This window comes from Microbacterium sp. 05N427 (assembly GCF_056397105.1).
The window spans coordinates 20,113-39,365 of record NZ_JBFTMT010000002.1 but is presented as its reverse complement, the minus strand read 5'-3'; the positions used below and the strand labels follow the sequence as shown (position 1 = coordinate 39,365).

Genomic DNA, 19,253 nt, shown 5'->3' with positions numbered 1-19,253 from the left:
GTCCGCAGACGAGGGAACGCCCGCCCTGGCGGGGACGGGCGTTCGGCGACGGAGACCGGGCGCACTCCGCGAGTCAGTCGAACAGCGCCGCGCCGACGTACGAACCCTTCGCGGCTCCGGGCGGGACGGCCCAGATCCCGGATCCGATGTGCTTGATGTACTCGCTCATGAGGTCGGTCGAGAGCCGCTTCTGAAGGGTGACGAACTGTTCCGGCGAGCGCTGGTAAGACAGGAAGAAAAGGCCGGCGTCGAGGCGGCCCAGGTCGTTGTTGCCGTCGACGTAGTTGTAGCCGCGGCGGAGGATCCGGATGCCGTCGTTGACCTTCGGGTGCGCGAGGCGCACATGCGAGTGCTCGTCGATCGCCGAGCCGGAGAACACCGGCTCCGTCATCTCGCCGCCGCCCGAGAGGGGCGCTCCGCTGCCCTTGACCCGGCCGATGGTGCGATCCTGCTCGGCGAGGCGCAGCCGGTCCCAGGTCTCGATGAGCATCGCGATCTTGCGCGCGACGAGATACGACCCGCCGGACATCCACGCGGGCTGGTCCTTCTCCCCCACCCAGACATGTTCTGCGAGGGCTTGAGCGTCGTCGGCCAGGATGTTCGCCGTACCGTCCTTGTAGCCGAAGAGGTTGCGCGGGGTCTGCTGATCGGCGGCGGTGCGCGAGGTGCGTCCGAATCCGAGCTGCGACCAGCGCAGCCTGGCGCGGCCGAACGCGATCCGGCTGAGGTTGCGCACGGCGTGCACCGCGACCTGCGGGTCGTCGGCGCAGGCCTGGATGCAGAGGTCGCCGCCCGTGTAGCCGGCGTCCAGGGCGTCGCCGACGAACGCCGGCAGCTCGGCGAGCACGGGCGGCCGCCGATCAGCGATGCCGAATCGGTCGCCGGCCGCGAGGAAGAGCGACGGGCCGAGCCCGAACGTGATCGTGAGGCCCGCGGCCGTGAGACCCTGCGCCTCGCCGGTGTCGTCCGGCGGCGCCTCCGGAGAGCCGCCGACCGCGCCAGAGGCGCTGACGTCCAGTCCTTTCGTCAGCCGCGAGGCCGCGTAGCTCCAGTCCTGCAGGAGCGAGACGAGGTCGTCGCGACTCGCGCGCGGCATCATGTCGAAGCTCGCGAAGTGCAGGTGCTCCTGCACGCGCGTGGTGATCCCGGCCTGGTGGGCGCCTTCGAAGGCGTACTCGTCCGCAGGAGCGGATCCGCCCAGCACCCCGGTCGCGGCGACGGCGGCGGCACCCCCGGCTCCGACGGCGATGCCCGCGACACCGCTGCCGAGCGCCCAGCCGATCAGGCCCCGCCGACTGATGCCGGCGTGCGGTGCTGCGCCCTCCTGCGGAGCGCCCTCGGAGGAACCGGCGTACGCGTCGGCGGTCGACAACCCTTCCGGCGCCGCGTCGGCGGGCCGGTCAGGTCCTCCCTCGGGTTCAGGGACCGTCATGTCAGCCGAGGATCGTGCTGGTGAGCTTCGAGAGCGGCTCGGCGAGCGCGTTCAGCAGGTCGGTGAGGTCGCGCTTCTGGGTCTCGGTGACGGTCGAGTACGCCGCGAAGCCGTCCTTCAGCGAACCGTGCACCGCGAGCTCGGCCTCCAGGGCGGAGAACCCGCGATCGATCTGCTCCACGAGCTTCTTGCCCTCGGCGCCCTTGCTCTCGGCGAACTCGCGCACGACCGAGAACGCCATCTTGGATCCCTCGACGTTCGCCGCGAAGTCGGAGAGATCCGTACCGGACCACCAGTCCTCCTCGCCCGTGATCTTGCCGTTGGCGACCTCGTCGAGGAGCGAGATGGATCCGTTGGAGATTCCGGCGATGCCCTTGGACTCGAGATCCTTCACGAAGGCGTCGGAGTGGACGTGGTCGTACAGCTCCTGCAGATCGGCGAGGAGCTTGTCGGCGAAGGTGGCGCGCTCGGCGGACGTCGACGGCGCCCAGTCCAGGTTCGCCGGAGTGGTGCCGTCGGAGTTCATCGCACCAGCAGCCGGTGCCCATAGATCCTTCTCGATGCGGTGGAAGCCGGTCCAGTCGATGCCCTCGGCCTTGGCGTCGAGCTCGCGGAAGTCCAGGCGCGGGTCGAGCGTTCCCAGCTGCTCCGCGATCGGCTCGATGCGCTCGTAGTAGGCGCGCACCGTCGAGAACTGGGCCTTGGCGGCCGCGTCGTCACCGCCGCGGTAAGCGTCGGCGAAGGTCTTCGCGGCGGGGAGCAGCTGGTCGACCTGGTCCTTGACGTACGAGGCGTACTGCGTGAGGGCCTTCTGCTTCTGCGCCGCGTCGCCGCCGGTCTCGGCGACCTTCTCGCCACTGACGGCGAACGCGGTCTTGCCGACGCCGGCCCCGAGCATCCCCGGCTTGCACACCGTGAAGTACTTGCCCGGCTGCGCCACGACGGTGAGGGTGCGCGAGGCGCCGGGCGCCACGTTCTCGACCTCGCCAACGATGCGCACGCCGTCCTCGGCGAGCAGGTAGAACTCGGTCACCTCGTCGCCCTTGTTGTTCACGTCGAAGGCGAGCGTGCCGCTGGTCGCGGTGCCGGCGGAGACGCTGCACGCATCGGCCGTGGACGAGACGGTCAGACGTCCGGCTGCGGAGACGTCGGACTTGGCCACGCACCCGGTGAGGGCGAGGCCGAGGGCGGCGACGGCACCGAGGACGGCGATCGGTCGGCGGGCGATGGTCATGAGGCTCCTTCAGGAGTGGGCGAAACGGTCGACGCGGCACGGGTGGCCGCCGACTCGGTCGTGACGGGCGTCGCGGACGACGCGGAGGCGGGAGCGGAGGACGAGGGCGTCGAGCGGGGCGCGGTGCGGCGCAGACCGCGCACGAACGGCGTGCCGACGATCGCGATGTACAGCACCCAGGCGATCACCTGGAGCCAGCTCATCCGGGGCATGAAGCCGACGGTGGCCTGCAGCAGCACGGCGAGCGCGCTGTCGGGGCGGATCACCGCAGTGACGTCGAAGGCCCAGCCGAACGGCAGAGCCGCCCAGCCGACCATCACGGAGCCCGCGGCGTCGAGCGGCGCGGCTGCGGTGAAGGGTCCGGGTACGACGCCGGCCTCCTGCAGGTCGCTGAGCGCGTATGCGAGCACGCCGGCCGCGATGATGACGAGGAAGCCGCCCGTCCAGGTGAAGAAGCGGGAGAGGTCGAGCCTGACGGCCCCTCGGGCGAGCAGCCATCCGGCCAGCACGGCCACCACGAGACCGAGAGCGGCGCCGAGGATCGCGGACGGCGCGTCGCCGAAGGACTGCACCATCGACCAGAGTAGGAGCGTGGTCTCTATGCCCTCGCGTGCCACCGAGACGAAGCCGACCAGCACCAGCGCCCAGACGGTGCCCGACTCGAGCGCGCGGTCGACGCCGCCCTGCAGCGTGGCCTTCGTGGTGCGTCCGGCCTTGCGCATCCAGAAGATCATCCAGGTGACCATGCCGACCGCGATCAGCGAGAGCGTGCCCCCGATGATCTCCTGCCCCTGGAAAGTGAGCGCGTAGGAGCCGAAGGTCAGCACGGCGCCGATCACGAGCGCCAGCAGGACGGCGGCGCCGACGCCGGTCCACAGGCGTGGCAGGACGTCCTTGCGACCGAGCCGCTTGAGATAGGCGACGAGGATGCCGACGACGAGCGCGGCTTCGAGGCCTTCACGGAGGCCGATGAGGAAAGTGGCGAGCACGAGGAACTGTTCCTGGAGAAGTTGTGAGGTAAGGCATCCCTTACCTAGAAAACTCTAGCATCCGCTCTCCCGCCCGCCGGACGCAGGGTCGCCGGGCGGATCCGCGGCGGTAATCCTCGGCAACAAACGGCCGGACCCCGCTGCGCCCGTCTTAGCCTCGCCTCATGGCCGAACTGAACCTCCCGATCCTTGACCTGTCCCAGCTCGACGCGGGCCCCGAGGCCGCCGCGGCGTTCCGCGACGACCTGCGCGCCGCGACCCATGACGTCGGCTTCTTCTACCTCACCGGCACCGGCGTCACGCCGGAGCTCGAACACCGCCTGCACCAGGCGGCGCGGGACTTCTTCGCGCTGCCCGAGGATGACAAGCTCTCGATCGAGAACGTCAAGAGCCCGCACTTCCGCGGCTACACCCGGATCGGCGGCGAGCGCACGCAGGGCGCGGTCGACTGGCGCGAGCAGATCGACATCGGGCCGGAGCGCCAGGCGGTCGACGGCGGTGCCGCTTACAACCGCCTGATCGGTCCGAACCTGTGGCCGGACGCCCAGCCCGAGCTGCGCGAGATCGTGGCGGAGTGGCACGCGCAGCTCTCCGGCGTGGCCCGCAAGCTGCTTCGCGCCTGGGCGCTYGCGCTGGGCGCCGAGGAGACCTACTTCGAGCAGAACTTCGGCGATCCGTCGACGCTGATCAAGATCGTCCGCTATCCGGGCGCCCACGAGCCCGAGCCGCAGCAGGGCGTCGGCGCCCACAAGGACTCCGGCGTGCTGACCCTGCTCTGGGTCGAGCCGGGCAAGGGCGGTCTGCAGGTCGAGCGCGACGGATCCTGGGTCGATGCTCCCCCGGTCGACGACGCCTTCGTCGTCAACATCGGCGAGCTGCTCGAGTACGCGACCGACGGCTACCTCAAGGCGACCAACCACCGAGTGGTGTCCCCGCAGGCGCCGGATGAGCGGATCTCGATCCCGTTCTTCTTCAACCCGGCGCTCGATGCACGTCTGCCCCTGATCGACCTGCCGGCGGATCTGGCGGCGCAGGCACGCGGCGTCACGAAGGACCCCTCGAACCCCATCCACGCCCTCTACGGCGAGAACGCCCTGAAGTCTCGCCTGCGTGCGCACCCCGACGTCGCGGCGATCCACCACGCGGACCTGGTCGGCGCCTCCGTCTGAGCACGAGCCGCTCGCCACCGCACTGGTTCCTGGCGAGCTCACGGGATCCTGCCGAGCTCACGGGATCCTGCCGAGCTCACGGGATCCTGGCGAGCTCACGGGATCCTGGCGAGTGCACGGGAGCCTGGCGACCCCACGGGATCCTGGCGCGATTTCGCCGTGCGTTCGACAGGATCCCGTGCACTCGATGCCGATGAGCCAGCGCAGAGCCCCGGACAAAGGTCGAGGCCCGCCCCACACCGTGGGACGGGCCTCGCAAGAAGTTTTGCGCGATTGAACGCTGGCTGCTTAGCGGCGCAGGCCGAGACGCTCGATCAGCGAGCGGTAACGCTCGATGTCGACGTCCTGGAGGTAGCCGAGCAGACGACGGCGCTGACCGACGAGCAGGAACAGGCCACGACGCGAGTGGTGGTCGTGCTTGTGCTCCTTGAGGTGCTCGGTGAGGTCCTTGATGCGCTGCGTCAGCATTGCAACCTGCACCTCGGGGGATCCGGTGTCACCGGGGTGCGTCGCGTACTCTTCGATGATCGCCTTCTTGACGTCTGCTTCCAGTGCCATAGGTGATCCCCTTCCTCTTTGCTGCGCGGTGCCCGACGCCGAATGCATGGGCTCTCTTTATCCGCGGCCGATCGAACGGCAACCGCACAAGTCTATCAGCACCTCGCAGCCCGGTGCGCCGAGTCGGATCCCTCCGGCTCCGAGCGCCATTACGCTCGACGAGTGAGCCATCTGATCGACCTGAGTCCGTTCCGGCAGAGCCCGGCGTTCGCCCGGATGTGGATCGGATCCACGCTCAGCGGCATCGGCGGGCAGCTCACGGTCGTGACCGTCATGCTGCATGTGTTCTCGCTCACGCAGAGCACGTTCGCCGTCGCCATGATCGCCGTCGCCGGCCTGGTGCCGATGATCCTGGCCGGTCTGTACGGCGGAATGCTGGCAGACGCCTTCGATCGCCGGCGGGTCGCGCTCATCTCCGCCGTCATCACCTTCGCCGCGACCGCGCTGCTCGCGACCCTCACCTGGACGCATGCGGAGACCATCTGGTGGCTCTACGCGCTGAGCATGATCATCGCGGCGGCGAACTCGGTCGGGATGGCCACGCGCACTGCGATCATCCCCCGGCTGCTGTCCCGCGACATGCTCGCCCCTGCTTCGGCGTTGAACGGCGTGGCCTTCGGGATGACGGTCATGGCGGGCCCCGCCCTCGCCGGACTCCTCGTGGCGCTCACCGGCTACGGCTGGACCTACACGATCGACGTCATCCTCATGCTGTCGATGTTCCTCGGGCTGTGGACGCTGCCGAAGCTGCTGCCCGAGGGCGAGATCGTGCGCCCGGGGCTCGCCTCCCTCGTCGACGGCTGGCGCTTCCTGCGACGCGCCGGCAACATCCGGATGCAGTACATCCTGGACATCTGCGCCATGACGTTCGGCCAGCCCCTCGTGCTCTTCCCCGCGCTCGGCACCGTGATCCTGGGCGGCGGCGCGGTCACCACGGGCCTGCTAACGGCGGCCGTCGCCGTCGGGACGTTCCTCTCGAGCCTGTTCTCGGGGCGCATCGTGCACTACCGCTGGCACGGCCGCGGCATCGCCAGGGCCGTGCAGGCGTACGGCACGACGATCGCGCTGTTCGGCATCGTCCTGCTCGTGGGAGCGATGCTTCCCGCCGGAGACGCCACCAGGTCCTCGCCGAATGTCCTGCTGATCGCGCTCGCCTGCATCGCCCTGGCGTTCTCGGGCGCGGCCGACAACGTCAGCTCCATCTACCGCAACACGATGATGCAGGCCGCGGTCCCCGATGCGATGCGCGGTCGCCTGCAGGGCGTGTTCATCATCGTGGTCGCGGGCGGACCGCGTCTCGGCGCCCTGTACGCCGGAGCGCTGGCCTCGCTCACCGCCCTGTGGTTCCCGCCGTTGCTGGGTGGGCTGCTCGTGATCGGCCTCGTCGCGCTGTTCGTGCGACTCAGCCCGCGCTTCCGGGCGTACGACGCCGAGGATCCGCAGCCCTGACCTCCCGTCGAAGGCCGCGGATCCCGGCAGGCGTCAGCGCTGCCCGGCCGGTTGGCGGATCGCGACGTTGATGCGGTTCCACACGTTGATCGCGCTGATCGCCAGGATCAGCCCCGACAACTGGCGCCGGTCGAAGTGCGCCGACGCCTCGTCCCACAGCTCGTCGGGCACCGGGTCGCTCTTGTCCGCGATGCGTGTGAGCGCTTCGGTGAGCGCGAGCGCCGCCCGTTCCCGCGCGGTGAAGAACGGCGCCTCGCGCCACGCTGCCACGCCGAACACCCGCTCGTCGCCCGCGCCGTCGGCACGCATCTCCTTGGAATGCTCGATCGTGCACCAGCTGCAGCCGTTGATCTGGCTGGCCCGCAGGTGAACGAGGTGCAGCAGCTCCGGCGGCAGATCGGTCGAGGCGGCCACGCCGCTCAGCGCGGAGATCGCGTCGAGCCCGCCCTCCAGCAGGAACGCGGGGTGCGGCATCCGCGCCTTGATCGCGACGGCGGCCGTGGTGTCGATGCTCTGGTCGATGGTCATGTCAGACTCTTCCCGTTCTTCTTGTCAGACGCCGTCCGATCCGGACGGTCACTCTGATGACACGCGGGCCGGAGGAGATGTGACATGACGGACCAGGATTCTCTCGCCGCACTCTTCGAGGAACATCGGCCCCGACTGCGCCGGCTCGCGCAGCGCATGCTCGGATCCGCTGCCGAGGCCGACGACATCGTGCAGGACGTGTGGCTTCGAGCCTCCTCGGCCGGAACGGACGAGGTGCAGAACGTCGGCGGCTGGCTGACCACGATCGCCTCCCGCACCTGTCTGAACGTGCTGCGCTCACGCGCCTCTCGGGGCGAGATCCCGCTGGACGACGACGGGACGGGTCCGGTCATCGCGGCGGATGCGCAGGCACCGGATCCCCTGCACGAGGCGCAGCAGGCCGAAGCCCTCGGCGCCGCGCTCGCCGTGGTGCACGAGCGCCTCTCCCCCTCCGAGCGCGTCGCGTTCGTGCTGCACGACTCGTTCGACGTGCCGTTCGAGCAGATCGCGGATCTGCTCGAACGCTCCCCCGACGCCGTGCGGCAACTGGCCAGCCGCGCCCGCCGTCGGGTGCGTTCGGCGGATGTCGCCGGCGTCAGGGCCGCCCGCGAGCGGCGCCCGATCGTGGATGCGTTCTTCGCCGCCGCCCGCGCGGGTGACTTCGATCGGCTCGTGTCGCTCCTGTCTCCCGAGGTCGAGCTGCGGATCGAGCAGGGGCTCTCCGCCACGGCGCTCGTGCGCGGCGGCGGGGCCGTCGCCGGGCGCGCGCTCATGTTCGCGATCCCGGACGCGGTGCTCCAGCCCGTGCTCGTGGACGGCCTCCCGGGCGTCGTCGTCATGGTCGCCGGGCGCGCCGTCTCGGTCATGGCGTTCGATGTCGATGGCGAGCGGATCGCCGCGATCGACGCTTTCGCCGGCCCCGCCGCGGTGGCCGCACTGTCGCTGCCCTGACGATGCCGACCTCGGGTTGCGCGACATCAGGGCAAATGTCCGTGCCCCGGCGCAGACTGGCGGCATGAGCACCGCCACCCGCACCACGACGCTGCCCCTCACCGGGGCCTACGACCTCCGCGAGGTCGCACTCATGGGGTTCGGTCATCGCGACGAATCCGCCTTCGACGGCGTCATGCGGCTGGCTTTCTGCACCGACGCCCTCGATTCCCAGGTCGGCGTCGAGGTACGCCAGCAGGACGGGGCGCTCGCCCTGACCGTGCACGGCGAAGGCGAACTCGACGCGATCGCCGCACAGGTGGCCCGCGTCGTCTCGGCCGACAAGGACGGCGACGCCTGGGCCGCCGTCTGCGCCGCTGATCCGGTTCTCGCCCGCGTGCACGCGGCGGCACCGGGCTTCCGCCCCTCGAACTTCTACAGCCCGTACGAGGCGGCGGTGTGGGCTGTCCTGTCGGCACGCCGCGCACGAAGGCAGGGCATCGCGCTGCGCCGCCGCCTGTCCGAACAGCACGGAACCGTCTTCGCCCTGGCCGGACGGTCAGAGGCCGCGCTGCCGCTGCCCGAGCAGCTGCTCGGACTCGAGGAGTTTCCCGGGCTGCCCGCAGACCGGGTCCCCCGTCTGCACGCGATCGCGCGCGCGGCATTGGACGGGCAGCTCGATGCGCGGCGGCTCGCCGCTATGGCACCGGCCGAGGCGATGCTCGACGTGCAGCGCCTGCCCGGCATCGGCCCGTTCTACAGTGCGCTCATCGTGATCCGGGCCTGCGGGCTCACCGATGTGCTGTCGACGCAGGAGGATCACACGCGCGCCGCCGTGCAGGCTCTGTACGGCCTCGATCATGCCCCGGACGAAGTCGAGCTGGAGCGGATCGCCGAAGCATGGCGCCCCTTCCGCACCTGGGCCGCCGTGTCCTTGCGTGCGGTCGGATCCCGACTCCTCGATCGAGAGGCGCCCTGAGCCCCGCGCTCTTCACGACGAGAGGGCGGGGGCCGCTGCGCGCGACACCCGCCCTCTCGGACGATGCGACGATTACGCCTGCAGCGCGCCCTGCAGGTCGAGCGTGATCGTGACGTCCTTGCCGACGAGCACGCCACCGGTCTCGAGCGCGGCGTTCCAGGTGAGGCCGAAGTCCTCGCGGTTGATGACGGCCTTCGCGGAGGCGCCGGCCTTGTAGTTGCCGTAGGGGTCGGAGCCGAAGCCGCCGAAGTCCAGCTCGAACGTGACCGGCTTGGTCACGCCGTGGATCGTGAGATCGCCGTCGACGAACAGGTCGCCGCCCTCGACACGGGCGCCGGTCGACGCGAAGTCCATGGTCGGGTACTTCTCGACGTCGAAGAAGTCGGCCGACATCAGGTGGCCGTTGCGGCCGGCGTCGCCGGTGTCGAGCGAGGTGACGTCGACGCTCGCCTCGACGCGCGCCTCGAGCGGGTTCTCCGGGGCGACCAGGGTCGCGCTCTTGACGCCGAAGGTGCCGCGCACCTTCGAGATCATCATGTGGCGGACGCTGAACGTGACCTCGCTGTGGGCGGGGTCCAGGGTCCAGGTGCCGCTGCGGTAGCCGGGGATGTCGATGCTCATGGGTGCTCCTCGTCGAAAGGTCTGCGGCCGCCGCTGGTGCGGCGACATCAGGATCCAACTTACATTCACATGAATGCATTCCCGATTCGCGGAACTTTTTCGAGATTCCCCACCGGAACCACGAAGGCCCCGTCCGGAGACGGGGCCTTCGTGGTTCGCGATCGTCAGCCGACGGCGACGAGGTCGATGATGAAGATGAGGGTCTTACCTCCGAGGAAGTGACCGGATCCGGCGGGTCCGTAAGCGAGGTGCGGCGGGATGGTCAGCTCGCGGCGTCCGCCGACCTTCATGCCGGGGATGCCCTCCTGCCAGCCCTGGATCAGGCCGCGCAGCGGGAACTGGATGGTCTCTCCGCGACCCCAGGAGGAGTCGAACTCCTCGCCGGAGTCGTGCTCGACACCGGCGTAGTGCACGGTCACGGTGTCGCCGGGCTTCGCCTCGTCACCGGTTCCGTCGATGAGGTCGCGGATCACGAGCTCCGTGGGGGCGGGTCCGGTGGGGGCGTCGAACTCGGGCTTGGTGCGCTCAGTCATGCCTCCATCCAACCCGACCCGGTCCGGCCCGGTCAACGCGAGGCACTGCGCCGACGGCGAACAATGCCCCAGGTCTCCGGCGCACGACGATCGGGAGACAGGAAGGCAGCCCGCCCGAACCTTGACATCGTGGGGCGGCGGGTGCACCCTGAAGTCAGATCAACTCAGCGCCCGGAGGACTTGCAGGCATCGCCGCAGCACCGGGCGCTGAGTCTGTCTCAGACCGAGAGCAGCTCGTCGCGGGCCACGTGAGTGCGCTGCAGCAGGACCTGCTCGTCCTGCGTCGCCAGCGGATCCCGTCCGGTGATGATGCGCTGGCGCACGGACGCGAGCGTGGTCGCATCCTTGATGAACCGGCGCATGATCGGACGCCGATCGCCGCGCAGCCCCGACGCCCACCGCAGGCCGACACGGCGACCTGCCGGAGTGGCGAGCATCGACACCTCCTGAGGCGTGAACCAGCCCGCCGTGGCGTAGTCGCTGAGCCGGGCATAGGTGAGCCGGGCCTCCTCCTTGCGCAACAGGATGATCACCACGATGAACCCGACGAACAGCGGCACCTGCAGCACGATGTACAGCACGAAGAAGTTGCCGATCATCGAGGATCCGTTCCACAGCGCGTGCAGCGCCATCGCGCCGAGGAGCCCCACGGCGCCGAAGCCCAGCGCGCGAGCCGCCGAGGCGCCGCGACGCGCCGCGAGTCCGATCGCGAACCCGGTCACGGAGGTGAACATCGCGTGGGCGAACGGCGACATGAGCCCGCGCAGCACGAAGGTGACAGTCAGGTCCGGCGCTCCGCCCTCGATGAGGCTGACCGCGAAGTACTGGATGTTCTCGGTGAAGGCGAAGCCGGCTCCGACCAGCGCACCATAGACGACGCCGTCGATCGGGCCGTCGAAGCTGCGGCGCGCCATCACGAAGATCAGGAAGACGCCGAGTCCCTTCGCGGTCTCCTCGACCAGGGGCGCCTGCAGCACGGCGGTCAGATCGTCACCGCGCTGCCCGAGCAGCAGCGTCAGCAGGAGGTCGACCACGAGCGCGAGCCCGACGGATGCGATCGCGCCCCACGCGATCGCGAACGCGACCAGCGACTTCGGCTCGGGCTCCCAGCGGTCGATGAAGAAGACCCCGAAGAACACGATCGTCAGGGGCACCAGCGCGAGCACCATGCCGATCATCGACGCGGCCGGACCGAGCGCCCACACGAAGTACGCGATCAGGCCGAGCAGGACGAATCCGAGCGCGCCGAACGCCCACACGGAGGCATGCCGCCCCTTCGCGGACGGAACGGGCAGCACGGGCACCGCCTGCACGGGGGCGGGCGGTGTGTACGCATCGTAGGCGACGGCGCCGTGGTGCTCAGGGCGCTGCGCGAGCACCGAGCCGTACACCGGCGCGATCGGCGTCGAAGCGGTCTGCGGATAGCTCTGCGGCTGTACATACTGCGGCTGCTGCCCGTACTGGGGCGGCGTGTAGAGAGGCTGCGCGGCCGGCGCGGAGTACGACGGCTGCGGCTGACGCGGCGCGGCCGGCGCCTGGTCCGCTGCAGGCAGAGGCTGCGCGGCCGCGGGTGGCTGATACGGCGACGGCGCGGGGGGCGACGGGCGCAAGGCCGGGCGCTGCTCGGCGGGATCGCCGTGTCCTCCAAAGGTCATGCCCAAAGCCTAGAGGCTCCCCGCGCCGGGGCAGCAGGTGCGCCCGGTAGCGTGGAGGGTATGCGGTTCGCTCATCTGCGCCGTCCCGAATCCGACACTCCCGCGCTCGCCGTCATCGACGGCACCGGCGCGACGCTCGTCGCCGATCTCGTGGATCCGGCCCCTGCCACCCTCCAGCAGCTCATCGAAGGCGGCGACGTCCTTCTCGACGCCGTCCGCGACGCGCACGCCCGCGGCGAGGCTCCCGTGCACGCGCTCGACGGCTTCGCGTACAGCGCCGCGGTGCTCGCTCCGCCGGTCGTACTGGCGGTGGGTCTCAACTACGCCGCGCACTCGAGCGAACTCGGGCTGAAGACCGACACCGCGCCCACGGTCTTCACGCTGTGGCCGAACTCCCTGGCCGGTCACGAGCAGACCACGTCGTGGCCGCGTGCGCTGTCGGAGTCCGTGGACTACGAGGCAGAGCTCGGTGTCGTGATCGGCGCCGCCGCGAAGGACGTGACCGCCGAGGACGCCCTCGATCATGTCTGGGGCTACACGGTGGTCAACGACATCACCGCGCGGGACATCCAGTTCGCCGAGGCGCAGTGGTCGCGCTGCAAGTCGTTCGACGGCTTCTCCCCCACCGGCCCCGTGGTCGTGACGGCGGACGAGATCGCGGATCCGCAGGACCTGCACATCTGGACCGTCGTCGACGGCCACATGGTGCAGGACGCCTCCACCGGGCAGATGGTGCGGCCCGTGTCGGCCCTCATCTCCCACTTGTCGCGCTCCCTCACGCTGCGCCCCGGGACGCTGATCTCCACGGGCAGCCCCGGCGGCGCCGGCTACTCCCGCGATCCGCAGATCTTCCTGCGCGACCGCTCCACGGTGACGGTCGGCATCGACGGGATCGGCGAGCTCACGACGCACTGCCGGATCCTGGACTGACGACCCGCGCCGCTCGGTGGCCTCGGCCGCTCAGCAGCCGCAGCTGCCCCCGACGCGGAGCTCCGTCGCCAGTCGCACGGTGCGCGGCGGCGCGCTCCCGTCGCCGGGATCGGTCAGCAGCAGGTGGGCGGCGATGCGTCCCATCAGCTCCATCGGCTGGCGCACCGTGGTGAGGGCCGGCGAGGACATCCGGCCGGCCAGGATGCCGTCGAAGCCGGTCACCAGGACGTCCTCGGGAACCCGCAGCCCCTCGCCGCGGAGGACATCCATCACGCGCAGCGCCGTCTGATCGCTGCCGCACACGAGCGCGTCGGGCAGGGCGCCCGCCGCGGCGCGCCGGCGCAGCACCGGATAGGCGGGCGTCATCGCCAGATCGGTGTCGTCGAGCGTCTCTCCGCGCGCGCCGGGGATCTCCTCAACCGCGGAGAAGAACCCCTCGCGCCGCTCATCGAGGTCGTCCTCTCCGATCGCTCCCACCCAGCCGAACGACCGCGTGCCATGCGTCTCGTGCAGGTGCCGAACGATCATCCGCGTGCCCCCGGCGTTGTCCACGATGACCCGATGCCCGATTCCCGCGCGCTTGCTCATCTGAACGACGGGGACGCGCGCGGCCACGGCCTCGATCGCCGCGGTCGTGGAACGGCCGGGCAGGATGGCGAGGCCATCGACCCTGCCGGCCGTGTCGGCGAGGTCGGAGACGCCCACGCCGCCGCTGCTGAGCAGGACCGCTGTTCCGTTGCGTTTGCACTCGAGCACGAAGCCGCGCTGGACCTCGTCGACGTAGAGCGGGAACGTCCGCGGATCGCTCTCGCGCTCATCCGCCGCGGCATCCCAGGCGACGGTATCGGCATCCAGGTCGAGCTCGTCCAGGTCGATCCGCGCTCCTCCGCGGGCCGAGGGCGACGCCTCGGGCTCCTCGTCGAGCAGCATGTCGAAGAGGTGCAGGCCGAGCACCCCGGTGCGTCCGCGCGCGAGGCTCCGGGCGGATCCGCTCGGCACGTACCCGATCTCCCGCGCCGCCTCGAGCACGACCCGGCGGGTGTCCTCGCGCACGCGATCGGGGCGACGGAACGCGAACGAGACCGTGGCGATCGACACGCCGGCGCGCTGCGCCACGTCGTAGACGGTGGGTCGGCTCGACGCCATGAGCACCTCGCTTTCGGAGCGATTCTACTGAGCGCGCGGTCCGTCGATCGTCAGGCCGGCGCCACGGCGGAACACCGGATCCTCCGTTCCGTCCGGCACATCCGCGAAAGCGGCCCGCACAGCGTCCATGGATCGCGGGATGTCGACCGGGAGCACCCCGCGCGGCGGGATCCGTCCGGACAGCGCCGCGAGCACGGCGGCGTCGGAGCTGCCGAACTCCACGGCGATCGCGGCGGCGAACGGGACGAACGGCGTGAGGATGGCAGGACGGTCGAGGTTCACCACGATCACGAGCGGGCAGTGCGCGGCGATCCGGCGCAGCCGTGCGACGAGTCCCGGAGGGAACTCGAGCGAACCCTGGTGGAACCAGGCCTCGAGGAAGAGGTCGTCCCGGGGCTCGAACGGGGCGCCGATCCGCACGAGCGCGACCTCCGCGTCCTCGGGGGCCGCGACACGGTCCGCGTATTCGGCGAGCGCCTCGGTCGCGACGCCCTCCGCATAGATCCGCGGACGCGCACCGCGGAACAGCGGCAGAGTGCTGTCCTGGTTCTGCAGCACCGTGACGGAGGCGGCCTGAGCGCGCTCCCCCTCAGCGCGGAACTCGGCCGCTCCGACGATCCGCTCCGCCTCGTCCTCGTCCACGTACGGGTCGTCGAAGAGACCCAGGCGGAATTTCACCCGCAGGATCCGCCGCGCCGAGCGGTCGATCCGCTCCTCGGCGACCGCCCCCTCTGCGACGAGCTCCAGGAGCAGCTCGACGCACTCCTCCCCGCCGAACTGGTCGACGCCCGCGTCGAGCAGCCGGAGCATCCGCTCCCGCGGCGTCAGATCTTCCACGCCCCATGCCCGCGCCGGCAGCACCTGATCCCCGACGTGATTGTCGTTGATCAGCTCCCAGTCACTGAGGACCACCCCGTCGTAGCCCAGCTCCTCCCGCAGCAGCTCGGTGACGATCTGCCGGCTGTAACTGAATCCGACCTCTTCGATCGGCTCCCCGTGACGCACCAGTCCCACCGGCATCCCGTAGTACGGCATGATGCCCGCGGTGTCGCGGCGGATCGCCTCGACGAACGGCCGCAGGTGCTCCTCGAAACGTCCGCCGGGATAGACCTGCTCACGACCGTAGGGGAAGTGCGCGTCCTCGCCGTCGAGCTGCGGTCCGCCGCCCGGGAAGTGCTTGGTGATGCAGGCGACGCTCTCGGGGCCGAGCTCCGCGCCCTGGAATCCCTCGAGGTACGCGCCCGTCATCTCGGTCACGCGGTCGGCGTCGTAGCCGAGCGTCTGCGCCTGGCGTCCCCAGCGCGCCTCGGTCGGCAGATCCACCTGAGGATGCAGGGCCATGCGGATGCCCACCGCCCGGTACTCGCGGCCCGCGATGCGGGCGAACCGGCGCACCTGTTCGACATCGTCGAGGGCGGCGAGCCCCAGCGGCTCCGGCCACTGGGAGAACGGACCGGCCGCGAAGGCGACTCCCGAGTTCTCCGCGAAGGCATGGCGCGGATCCGTGCTGATCGTCACGGGGATGCCGTGCGGCGAGCCGGCGGCGAGCTCCTGGAGCCGGTTGTTCCAGCCGGCGCCCTCCCGCGCGGTCCGCATTCCGTGCACGTTGAAGTGTGTGAGGTGCTTCTCCAGGACGACCTGAGAGGTCGGCGACTTCGAGATGGCACCCGGCTCCTCACGCAGCTCTCCTCCCTCGCCGATCTCGATGACGGTGTGGAACAGCAGCCCCGCCTTCTCCTCGATCGACAGGCGGGCGAGCAGGTCCTCGACGCGTTCCTCCGTGCCGAGCCGTGGATCCTCGTACGGGTCCATGATCCCGTTGCCGTTGAGGTCGCGGAACCGCACGCCCTCCTCCGTGGTCCGGTCTTCGGCTCTCATCCTTATGTCTCTCCTCGTCGAAGGGGTCATTTCAGGCCTGTGGTGGCGACGCCCCGGATGAACCACCGCTGCAGGAACACGAACAGCAGCAGGATCGGAGCGATCACGAGCACGGAACCAGCGAGCAGCAGCCCGTAGTCGGTCGCGTTCTGCCCTGTGGAGTAGAGCGACAGGGCGACCGGCAGCGTGTACATGTCCTCGGTTTGCGCCGCGACGAGCGGCCACAGGAAGTTGTTCCAGGACCCGAGGAAGGTGAGGATCCCGAGCGTGGCGAGGGGCGGCCCGCACAGCGGCATCACGACACCGCGGAAGATCCGCCACTCCCCCGCACCGTCCAGACGGGCGGCCTCGAGCAGCGCGTCGGGGATGCCCGTCATGAACTGCCGCATCAGGAACACACCGAGGGGCGCCGTGACGAACGGCAGGATCAGAGCCGGATAGCTGTTCACGAGTCCGAGCTTGGAGACCATCACGAACAGAGGCACGAAGGTCACCACCCCCGGCACCATGAGCGTGATCATGACCGCGCCGAACAGCACGCGCTTGCCCGGGAACTCCATCTTGGCGAGCGCGTAGCCGACCATCGAGCAGAACACGAGATTGCCGAGCACGGTGACGAGCGCGACGATCAGGCTGTTCCCGAAGAAGTGCCAGAAGTCGAGCGGGCCGAACCACTGGGCGTAGTTCGCCGCGGTCGGGGACTCCGGCCACCAGGTCGGCGGCCTGCGCAGGATCTCCCCCTGCGTCTTGACGGATCCGAGGAGCATCCACACGAAGGGGACGAGCCAGATCACCAGGCCGATCGTGAGGACGGCGTAAGAGATCGCCCTCCCGCTGAGTCGTCGAGTGCGGGGGCGGGTGCGGGGTGCGGGACGTGTCAGGGTCATGGCGTCAGTCCTTCGATCGCAGCAGCCGGAACTGCAGCAGGCTCACGAGCGCGATCACGAGGAACAGCACATAGCTGGCCGCGGACGCGAGCCCGTACTCGCCGAAACCGAACTGCTGGTACGTGTAGAAGGCGACGGACAGGGTCGAGTCGAGCGGCCCGCCCTTGGTCATCACGAACGCCTCCTCGAAGAACTGCAGATAGCCGACCGAGATGAGCACGGCGCCGAGGAGGAGCGTGGGCCGCAGCAGCGGCAGGGTGACGGAGACGAGCCGCCGCCACGGAGAGGCGCCGTCCATGATCGCGGCTTCGGTGACGTCCTCCGGAACCGCCTGCAGCCCCGCCAGGAAGATCACCATGAGCGTCCCCACGTTGCGCCACACCGCCATCAGGATCAGCGAAGGGAGCGCGAAGGCGGGATCGTTCAGCCAGTTGGGCCCGTGGATGCCGATCGTGGCGAGCGCGGTGTTGAGCAGCCCGTCCGGCTGCAGGATGTAGCGCCAGACCACGGCGACGGCGACGATGCTCGTGACGACGGGCGCATAGAACCCGACCCGGAAGAACGACACCAGCCGCCCCTTGCCGCTGTTCAGCGCGAGGGCGAGGGCCAGCGCGACGATCATCGTCACGGGGATCCCGACCACGACGAAGATGCCCGTGACGCCGAGCGAGGTGAGGAACCGGGGATCGCTGAAGAGCGTGACGTACTGCTGAAGGCCGACCGCGTCGACGGCGAACGGAGAGGTGATGTCGCGCGCAGTGAAGTCGGTGAACGACATCGCGAACGAGCCCACGATCGGCACGACCATGAACACGGCGAAGACGAGCACGAACGGCAGCGCGAATCCCCATGCGATGAGCGCGCGCCGGCGCCGGGCGGCGGCGAACGTGTCGGCGCCGCGCGGGCCGTTCCCGCCGCCGGAGCCCGTGCGGGTCCCGGCGGCGGGCAGGAGGGTGGCCGTCATCTCACTTCAGCCCGATCGTCTCGGCGTCGGACTGCAGCGTCTTCAGGGCGTCCACGACCGATGTTCCGCCGCGACGGACCGATTCGAGCGCTTGGTCTCCCTTCGCGGCCACCTTCACCCAGGAGGTCGAGACGGGCGGGGCCTTGGCGGTCTCCAGCTGAGTGCCGAAGGTCGTGAGGCTCGTGTCCGCGGAGACGGCCTTCTCATCCCAGGCGGCCTTGGCCGCGGGCAGGTCACCTGTCGCGGTGTAGAACTCGGCCTGCACCTCGGGCTGGGAGAGCCAGCGCGCGAGCTTCCACGCCGAGGACGCGTTCTTGCTGCCGTTGAACACCACGAGGTTCGCGCCGCCGCTGAACGAGATCGAGCCCTTGTCCGCGGGCAGGACCGCCGTCGCGTACTTGCTCGCGAAGTCGGCGCCGCCGACCGAGGCCAGCTGGCCGCGCAGGAAGGGCCCCTCCACGACCATGGGCGTGGTTCCGGCGACGAACTCGGACTCGACCGCACCCGCCGAGGTGTCGACGTTCGGATCGGAGAGCTTCTTGTCGAAGAAGCTCTTGTAGTACTCGATGCCCTTCGTCATCTCGGGAGTGTCGAGCGTCCACTTCTTGCCGTCGGAGACCTCCGCCCCGGCCGACCACGGCATCCAGAGCGCACCCTGGAAGGAATCGTTGCCCGCAGGCATGCGGATGCCCCACTTGGCCCCGCCCTTGGACTGCATGTCCGCCGCCATCTGCTGCAGATCGTCCCAGGACTTCGGCGGCGCAGTCCACCCGGCCTTGGCGGCGATGTCGGTGCGGTAGTAGAGCACACGGGTGTCGACGTACCAGGGCACCCCCGCGGCGCGGCCGCCGACCTCGGTCGAGCTCACCGCCCCGTCGAAGAAGCCGGAGGTGTCGATCCCGGAGGGCACGGTCCCGAAGGCATCGCCGAAGTCGGCCATCCAGGTGGTGCCCATCATCGCGATGTCCGGGGTGTTGCCGCCCGCGATCGCGGTCTGGATCTTGTTGTGCGCGGCGTCCCACGGGATCGCGGTCACCTTGACGGTGACCCCGGGGTTGGCCTTCTCGAAGGCCTTGACGAAGTCCGGCAGGGCCTCCCCCWCCGCCCCCATCGCCCACATCGTGATCGTTCCGGTGGCCGGTGCGTCGTCGAGCTGCACCGCGGACGCCGCGGGCGCCGAGGATCCCCCGTCCGCGCGGCCGCACCCCGTGAGTGCGAGGCCGATCGCGGCGAGAGCGGCGATTCCGGCCAGAGCTGTCCTGCTTTTCACGTCTTCCTCCTTGAAGCGTCCTGTCGCCAGGATCTAAGCGCATAGATTCTTGCTCTTCGTAGATCTAAGCGCATAGATTCCGCGGACGCAAGACCCTGTCC

Annotated in this window: 18 protein-coding genes; 5 read left to right on the top strand and 13 right to left on the bottom strand. The window is 69.9% G+C overall.

All coding sequences use genetic code 11. The annotated features are described in order from the left end of the window. Positions 1-73: 73 nt before the first annotated feature. The 3 genes from efeB to efeU are packed head-to-tail and all read right to left on the bottom strand — an operon-like array spanning position 74 to position 3,655. Positions 74-1,432 (bottom strand): iron uptake transporter deferrochelatase/peroxidase subunit, encoded by a 1,359-nt coding sequence (efeB, locus tag AC1DG4_RS02760; protein WP_477380796.1) that lies wholly within the window; start codon positions 1,430-1,432, stop codon positions 74-76. 1 nt (position 1,433) lies between these two features. Next, a complete protein-coding gene (gene efeO, locus AC1DG4_RS02755) occupies positions 1,434-2,666 on the bottom strand; it encodes an iron uptake system protein EfeO (RefSeq protein WP_477380798.1) in 1,233 nt (410 codons plus the stop codon). Then, a complete protein-coding gene (gene efeU, locus AC1DG4_RS02750) occupies positions 2,663-3,655 on the bottom strand; it encodes an iron uptake transporter permease EfeU (RefSeq protein WP_477420373.1) in 993 nt (330 codons plus the stop codon). The genes efeO and efeU overlap by 4 nt, the downstream gene beginning before the upstream one ends. 164 nt (positions 3,656-3,819) lie before the next feature. Here efeU and AC1DG4_RS02745 point away from each other — a divergent pair, with 164 nt between their 5' ends. After that, positions 3,820-4,824: an isopenicillin N synthase family dioxygenase gene (locus AC1DG4_RS02745; RefSeq protein WP_477380801.1), complete on the top strand. Its 1,005-nt coding sequence runs from the start codon at positions 3,820-3,822 to the stop codon at positions 4,822-4,824. 288 nt (positions 4,825-5,112) lie between these two features. Here AC1DG4_RS02745 and rpsO read toward each other — a convergent pair whose 3' ends face one another. Then, positions 5,113-5,382, bottom strand: a complete 270-nt coding sequence (gene rpsO / locus AC1DG4_RS02740; protein ID WP_116241715.1) for a 30S ribosomal protein S15 — start codon at positions 5,380-5,382, stop codon at positions 5,113-5,115. Positions 5,383-5,544: 162 nt separating this feature from the next. Between rpsO and AC1DG4_RS02735 the strand changes: the two genes are divergently transcribed. Further along, a complete protein-coding gene (locus AC1DG4_RS02735; protein WP_477380802.1) occupies positions 5,545-6,831 on the top strand; it encodes an MFS transporter in 1,287 nt (428 codons plus the stop codon). 33 nt (positions 6,832-6,864) lie between these two features. Here the strand turns inward: AC1DG4_RS02735 and AC1DG4_RS02730 are convergent, their stop codons facing one another. Continuing rightward, positions 6,865-7,359, bottom strand: coding sequence for a carboxymuconolactone decarboxylase family protein (locus AC1DG4_RS02730; protein ID WP_477380804.1), 495 nt, complete (start codon positions 7,357-7,359; stop codon positions 6,865-6,867). An 84-nt stretch (positions 7,360-7,443) separates the two neighbouring features. On the opposite strand from AC1DG4_RS02730, the gene AC1DG4_RS02725 reads away from it, so the two are divergent. Together AC1DG4_RS02725 and AC1DG4_RS02720 are read left to right on the top strand one after the other, a co-directional pair. Next, complete coding sequence (locus AC1DG4_RS02725; RefSeq protein WP_477380806.1) at positions 7,444-8,310, top strand: sigma-70 family RNA polymerase sigma factor; 867 nt, start codon at positions 7,444-7,446, stop codon at positions 8,308-8,310. Positions 8,311-8,374: 64 nt separating this feature from the next. Then, positions 8,375-9,268: a DNA-3-methyladenine glycosylase family protein gene (locus AC1DG4_RS02720; protein WP_477380807.1), complete on the top strand. Its 894-nt coding sequence runs from the start codon at positions 8,375-8,377 to the stop codon at positions 9,266-9,268. A 72-nt stretch (positions 9,269-9,340) separates the two neighbouring features. On the opposite strand, the gene AC1DG4_RS02715 is transcribed toward AC1DG4_RS02720, so the two are convergent. From AC1DG4_RS02715 to AC1DG4_RS02705, 3 genes are all read right to left on the bottom strand, one after another. Beyond that, positions 9,341-9,889 (bottom strand): YceI family protein, encoded by a 549-nt coding sequence (locus AC1DG4_RS02715; protein ID WP_045273818.1) that lies wholly within the window; start codon positions 9,887-9,889, stop codon positions 9,341-9,343. Between the two features lie 164 nt (positions 9,890-10,053). Next, positions 10,054-10,422, bottom strand: coding sequence for an FKBP-type peptidyl-prolyl cis-trans isomerase (locus AC1DG4_RS02710; RefSeq protein ID WP_477380809.1), 369 nt, complete (start codon positions 10,420-10,422; stop codon positions 10,054-10,056). A gap of 218 nt (positions 10,423-10,640) precedes the next feature. After that, positions 10,641-12,077: a PrsW family intramembrane metalloprotease gene (locus tag AC1DG4_RS02705; RefSeq protein ID WP_477380811.1), complete on the bottom strand. Its 1,437-nt coding sequence runs from the start codon at positions 12,075-12,077 to the stop codon at positions 10,641-10,643. Between the two features lie 60 nt (positions 12,078-12,137). Between AC1DG4_RS02705 and AC1DG4_RS02700 the strand changes: the two genes are divergently transcribed. After that, positions 12,138-13,007 (top strand): fumarylacetoacetate hydrolase family protein, encoded by an 870-nt coding sequence (locus AC1DG4_RS02700; RefSeq protein WP_477380813.1) that lies wholly within the window; start codon positions 12,138-12,140, stop codon positions 13,005-13,007. 30 nt (positions 13,008-13,037) lie between these two features. Here AC1DG4_RS02700 and AC1DG4_RS02695 read toward each other — a convergent pair whose 3' ends face one another. The 5 genes from AC1DG4_RS02695 to AC1DG4_RS02675 are packed head-to-tail and all read right to left on the bottom strand — an operon-like array spanning position 13,038 to position 19,152. Continuing rightward, entirely contained in the window at positions 13,038-14,153 is a 1,116-nt protein-coding gene (locus tag AC1DG4_RS02695) for a LacI family DNA-binding transcriptional regulator (protein ID WP_477380814.1), read from the bottom strand. A gap of 24 nt (positions 14,154-14,177) precedes the next feature. Continuing rightward, positions 14,178-16,031 (bottom strand): glycoside hydrolase family 3 protein, encoded by a 1,854-nt coding sequence (locus AC1DG4_RS02690; protein ID WP_477380816.1) that lies wholly within the window; start codon positions 16,029-16,031, stop codon positions 14,178-14,180. Positions 16,032-16,057: 26 nt separating this feature from the next. Further along, entirely contained in the window at positions 16,058-16,918 is an 861-nt protein-coding gene (locus tag AC1DG4_RS02685) for a carbohydrate ABC transporter permease (RefSeq protein ID WP_477380818.1), read from the bottom strand. Positions 16,919-16,922: 4 nt separating this feature from the next. After that, positions 16,923-17,882: a carbohydrate ABC transporter permease gene (locus AC1DG4_RS02680; RefSeq protein WP_477380820.1), complete on the bottom strand. Its 960-nt coding sequence runs from the start codon at positions 17,880-17,882 to the stop codon at positions 16,923-16,925. A gap of 1 nt (position 17,883) precedes the next feature. Beyond that, positions 17,884-19,152: an extracellular solute-binding protein gene (locus tag AC1DG4_RS02675; RefSeq protein ID WP_477421047.1), complete on the bottom strand. Its 1,269-nt coding sequence runs from the start codon at positions 19,150-19,152 to the stop codon at positions 17,884-17,886. Positions 19,153-19,253 lie beyond the last annotated feature (101 nt).

What these genes read in the sequence shown, in the direction of transcription:
- efeB (WP_477380796.1), bottom strand. Translation starts at nt 1,432, where the DNA reads ATGACGGTCCCTGAACCCGAGGGAGGACCTGACCGGCCCGCCGACGCG.
- efeO (WP_477380798.1), bottom strand. Translation starts at nt 2,666, where the DNA reads ATGACCATCGCCCGCCGACCGATCGCCGTCCTCGGTGCCGTCGCCGCC.
- rpsO (WP_116241715.1), bottom strand. Translation starts at nt 5,382, where the DNA reads ATGGCACTGGAAGCAGACGTCAAGAAGGCGATCATCGAAGAGTACGCG.
- AC1DG4_RS02730 (WP_477380804.1), bottom strand. Translation starts at nt 7,359, where the DNA reads ATGACCATCGACCAGAGCATCGACACCACGGCCGCCGTCGCGATCAAG.
- AC1DG4_RS02725 (WP_477380806.1), top strand. Translation starts at nt 7,444, where the DNA reads ATGACGGACCAGGATTCTCTCGCCGCACTCTTCGAGGAACATCGGCCC.
- AC1DG4_RS02720 (WP_477380807.1), top strand. Translation starts at nt 8,375, where the DNA reads ATGAGCACCGCCACCCGCACCACGACGCTGCCCCTCACCGGGGCCTAC.
- AC1DG4_RS02715 (WP_045273818.1), bottom strand. Translation starts at nt 9,889, where the DNA reads ATGAGCATCGACATCCCCGGCTACCGCAGCGGCACCTGGACCCTGGAC.
- AC1DG4_RS02710 (WP_477380809.1), bottom strand. Translation starts at nt 10,422, where the DNA reads ATGACTGAGCGCACCAAGCCCGAGTTCGACGCCCCCACCGGACCCGCC.
- AC1DG4_RS02705 (WP_477380811.1), bottom strand. Translation starts at nt 12,077, where the DNA reads ATGACCTTTGGAGGACACGGCGATCCCGCCGAGCAGCGCCCGGCCTTG.
- AC1DG4_RS02700 (WP_477380813.1), top strand. Translation starts at nt 12,138, where the DNA reads ATGCGGTTCGCTCATCTGCGCCGTCCCGAATCCGACACTCCCGCGCTC.
- AC1DG4_RS02695 (WP_477380814.1), bottom strand. Translation starts at nt 14,153, where the DNA reads ATGGCGTCGAGCCGACCCACCGTCTACGACGTGGCGCAGCGCGCCGGC.
- AC1DG4_RS02690 (WP_477380816.1), bottom strand. Translation starts at nt 16,031, where the DNA reads ATGAGAGCCGAAGACCGGACCACGGAGGAGGGCGTGCGGTTCCGCGAC.
- AC1DG4_RS02685 (WP_477380818.1), bottom strand. Translation starts at nt 16,918, where the DNA reads ATGACCCTGACACGTCCCGCACCCCGCACCCGCCCCCGCACTCGACGA.
- AC1DG4_RS02680 (WP_477380820.1), bottom strand. Translation starts at nt 17,882, where the DNA reads ATGACGGCCACCCTCCTGCCCGCCGCCGGGACCCGCACGGGCTCCGGC.